Below are 1,022 nucleotides of genomic sequence, written 5' to 3'. Positions count from 1 at the left end.
GGCAATACTATGGAATAATTGATAGCCTTCTTTAGGTAATGGTTTAGGGCTCATAAGTGGCATGGGTTCGGTGGTGGGGAATGGCGCCAAAGTCGATAAAATCACGACCAAAACCACGGGGACAACAAATAACATTATCAACAATTGAGTTATTTTCTGTTTCATGCCTTAATTCCTTATTTAGCTGTGCCTAACAAATGTTGATAAACCTCTAACACGGTACGGTTATCGGGCAATTTAGTTGCTTTAGCATTATAATCACAGCGCATTTTATCCCAACCGGTATAGTCACTTGGCATAGGGGGAATACTTTCGGGAATAATTTGGCTTCTGCCTACAATCGCGCCTTGTTCAAGCTGGTCTTTTTTCGATAACATATGCGAACTTTTAGTGCCAAATGGCGCTTCTGATATATAAAGCCGACCATCTTTGCCTAAAATAAAAGCCTGATCATTAACCACATCGTATTGCGGTGAATCATGATTACCTAAATAATGTCCAACCCCTAAATGAATAGTTCTAAATGAACGTCCTCCATCAATTGAGGTTTCAAAGTCTGAAAGTTCATAATAAGGAATAGAAATATAATTCTTAGCTGGATGCCGATAAGGTTCAGTGTAAACACGCCAAGAATGAGGTGCTATGCTGAAATAAACTTGTTCTTTATCATCAATAAAATACGCTTGCCCTTCACATCGATAACCCGTCAATAAAATATAACGGTTTTCATCAAAACGGTACACAATTTGCGAGGGCAGAACAAAGGTAGGCTTTCGTATATTATTAACTGGCGAAAGTGCCAATATCCCCAAGATAAAGAACAGATAACTCACCATTTGCCATCGCTCATGATATTGCTTAATGAGCATAATAATAAATAATGCGCCACCGATAAAGGTCGATAGTATTGCTAATATCATCATTACTTTTCCGCCCCAACCTCACAACGTATTTTATCCCAACCTTGGTAAGGTTCGGGTTTTAGATTTTTTATTGAATTTACCCGTAATTGATATTCTTTA

Annotated in this window: 1 protein-coding gene; it reads right to left on the bottom strand. The window is 38.1% G+C overall.

Features of this window, described 5'->3' with window-relative positions; all coding sequences use genetic code 11:
- Positions 1-176: 176 nt before the first annotated feature.
- On the bottom strand, positions 177-923 hold the full coding sequence (locus tag A9G45_RS00090) for a T6SS immunity protein Tli3 family protein (protein ID WP_065566212.1): 747 nt from the start codon (positions 921-923) through the stop codon (positions 177-179).
- Positions 924-1,022: the final 99 nt, after the last annotated feature.

The organism is Gilliamella sp. HK2, assembly GCF_001690265.1.
Lineage (GTDB): Bacteria > Pseudomonadota > Gammaproteobacteria > Enterobacterales > Orbaceae > Gilliamella > Gilliamella apicola_C.
This window is presented reverse-complemented; position numbering and strand designations above follow the sequence as displayed.

Excerpts from the sequence above, each read along its gene's own strand:
- A9G45_RS00090 (WP_065566212.1), bottom strand. The coding sequence starts at position 923 with ATGATGATATTAGCAATACTATCGACCTTTATCGGTGGCGCATTATTT.